The sequence below is a fragment of the Companilactobacillus halodurans genome (genome assembly GCF_009600995.1).
GTDB lineage: Bacteria > Bacillota > Bacilli > Lactobacillales > Lactobacillaceae > Companilactobacillus > Companilactobacillus halodurans.
Genome location: NZ_VDFO01000075.1, coordinates 1 through 2,903, shown reverse-complemented (window position 1 = coordinate 2,903; position 2,903 = coordinate 1). Strand labels below are relative to the sequence as shown.

Sequence of the window (2,903 nt, the reverse complement as noted above, 5' to 3'; positions counted from 1 at the left end):
TCAAGACGAAAAACCTCTTTCATTGTTTGTGGAGAACTCCAATGATACCTGATTTTTTCGTCTTGGTGTTTTTATTTTGGAATTTTATTGAAAGTGGCTAACTTGATTATAAAATTCGCCAAAAAAATTTTACGTAAGAAAACTGAAAATTTAGACGACGATGAACAAAACGGCCAAGCGCGTAAAGATGATAAAGTTAAATTAGATAAATTATTGAGTCTTAATAAAATTACGAAGATTGCCGAAAAAAAGCTTAAAAATAGCCAGGCAAAAGAATTTAGTCTGGAACAGGAATTAGGCGTAACTTATTGGGAAGTTAATGTTAAACATGGTTCTAAGGAAAAAGAAGTTAAAATCAATGCTATAACAGGTAAAATTCTCAATACAGAGAATGATTAAATAAAAGTTTTCAAAAAAATAGCGCTGATAATCAGTCTTATATGATTATCAGCGCTATTACTTTTTAGATTAATGAAAAAATCAATTGCAAATTCAAAATAGTAATAAAACCTGCCAACAAACAGCCAACAATTGTAACGACTAGTGAATTAGCGTGTTTGCCCATGAGTTTTTTATTAGCGGTTAAAAATATCATGGGGAAGAGCGTGAATGGCAAGGCAATACTTAAAGCTATTTGAGCATAAACGATTAAGTCTTCAAAATCCTGTTCATTGAATCCGACCATGAAACCTATGATTAAAATTGGAATCAAGGTAACGAATCTTGTTAATAATCGCCGTTGCCAGAGTGGTAAGCGAATGTTTAGATAGCCTTCCATAACGATTTGTCCCGAAAGGGTACTGGTAATTGAGGAAATCATGCCGGTGATTAATAAAGCAAAGGCAAAGAGCCAACTCATTAAAGGATTAGCTAAATTTCCGACGATGGCAGTATTTTTAAGGCCATTGAAAACAGCTTGTAGACTAGCTAGCTGACCAGTTTTATGGAAGAAAAGCGTTCCACCTAAAATCAGCAATAAAGCGTTAATAATAAAGGCAGCAACCAGATGAACGTTGGAATCCCAATTAGCAAAACGCAGTGCTTCGTTTACTTGAGCGGGAATGTTGTGATCGTAACGCCGACTTTGGGCTAAAGAAGAATGCAGATAAATATTATGCGGCATGATAGTGGCGCCAACAATTCCTAAACTTAGAACTAATTTTTCATGATTTTTTAAGAGGTCGCTGGTTGGTAAAATACCAGAAGCAATCTGGAAAAGATTTGGATGCGCGCGAAAGACTTCGATTCCAAAGATTATTCCAACAACTAAAATAGCTGATAAAACGATAAATTCAATCCGCCGAATGCCAAAACGCAAGAATAAAAGAACGATTAAGACATCAAATATCGTCAGTAAAATTCCGAAAATCAATGGCAAGCCAAATAATAATCGTAAAGCGATGGCAGTTCCAATCACGCCTGTTAAATCGGTGGCCATCATGGCAATTTCGTTTAAAATCCAGAGAAAATATCGAATGGATTTGGGAACTTTTACAGCAATTGCTTGAGCAAGGTCTTGTCGAGCCACAACGCCTAATTTAATAGACAAGGATTGCATGAACATAGCGATAAGAATCGAAATCAGTAAAACTGATAATAGTTCGTAACGATATTGACTGCCACCAGATAATGAAGTCAGCCAATTTCCTGGATCCATGTAACCGACGGCAACCAAAGCTCCAGGTCCACTATATGCTAGAAATTTTTGTAAGAATGAAGTCTCATAAACGCTAGGGACTTTGACGCTTTCGTTGATTTCATCGAGGCTTTTTTTAGTCTGTGGCATTAACAATCTCGCTTCCTAAGGCTAAATCGGCGAGGAATTTACAAAAACGCGGATCATCATTCATTGGTGGAACTAATTGAAATTTGTCTCCGCCGCTAGCTTTGAAAGTTTGGTAATTTTGAACGTAGTCTTCTTCAATTGTTTCGAGACAATCAGCTACAAAGGAAGGCGTTGCAATCAAGATATTTCTTTTGCCTAACTCAACAGCTTGCATTAAGGCATTTTTGAGATATGGCTTTAACCAAGGCATGGGGCCAAATTTCGATTGGTAAACTGTTGTGATTTTATTATCAGGAATATTTAAGAGCTTGGAAATTGCAGCGGTGGTCTGGTTGCACTCATCTTGGTAAGGGTCGCCATGTTTGACCATTGCCGTGGGAATACTATGGTAGCTGATTAATAATTGGTCATAATTATCTTTATCCCAAGATTCTTGAATTTGACTGGCGAGAATCTGTTGATAGATTGGTTGGTCGTAAAATTGCTTGATAATGTGCAGGTTAACGCCAGAAGATTTGGCTTGTTCGATAATCGACTTAGTCGTACTTTGCGTATAATGTGGGAAAAGCGGCAACAAAACGATTTTTTGACAACCCGATTTTTGCATTTCTTTTAAAGTCTGTACGATATCTGGTTGACCATAGGTCATGGCCATTTTGACGTTCCAGGCTGGTAGCAGCTTTTGAACTCGATTAGTGATTTTTTGCGTGTTGACTATTAATGGCGAACCATCTTTAGTCCAAGAATCTTGATAGAAGGTAGCTGAACGCCATGATCTCATGGGCAAAATCACTCCACGAAGCAGCGGTTGCCAAAAGGCTTTTGGCATTTCGATAACGTTAGTATCGCTAAGAAATTCCAAGAGATAACTTTTGACATCGGCTGTTTTTGGAGATGCTGGTGAACCCAAATTGACTAATAATAATCCTTGTTTCATATCAATCACCTCATGAACATGTATATTTTTATAGTAGCATAATCAAAAAATTCTTTCCGAAAATTACAAGAACAAGTTAGCCACTTGTCCAAAAATAAATACGAAATATATCAGTACCAGAAAAGTACATTTCTAAACTCCACAGAAACTAGTGAATAGTTCCCGTGGAGTTTTGTAGTT

At 36.9% G+C, this 2,903-nt stretch carries 3 protein-coding genes; 1 reads left to right on the top strand and 2 read right to left on the bottom strand.

Going from position 1 to position 2,903, the window contains the following annotated elements; genetic code table 11:
- Window positions 1–102 precede the first annotated feature (102 nt).
- A complete protein-coding gene (locus tag FHL05_RS12250; RefSeq protein WP_162000307.1) occupies window positions 103–399 on the top strand; it encodes a PepSY domain-containing protein in 297 nt (98 codons plus the stop codon).
- Between the two features lie 64 nt (window positions 400–463).
- Here the strand turns inward: FHL05_RS12250 and FHL05_RS12245 are convergent, their stop codons facing one another.
- On the bottom strand, window positions 464–1,786 hold the full coding sequence (locus FHL05_RS12245) for an Nramp family divalent metal transporter (RefSeq protein WP_420838744.1): 1,323 nt from the start codon (window positions 1,784–1,786) through the stop codon (window positions 464–466).
- Entirely contained in the window at window positions 1,773–2,723 is a 951-nt protein-coding gene (gene hemH, locus FHL05_RS12240; RefSeq protein ID WP_153386748.1) for a ferrochelatase, read from the bottom strand. Before hemH ends, FHL05_RS12245 begins: the two co-directional genes overlap by 14 nt.
- Between the last annotated feature and the right edge of the window lie 180 nt (window positions 2,724–2,903).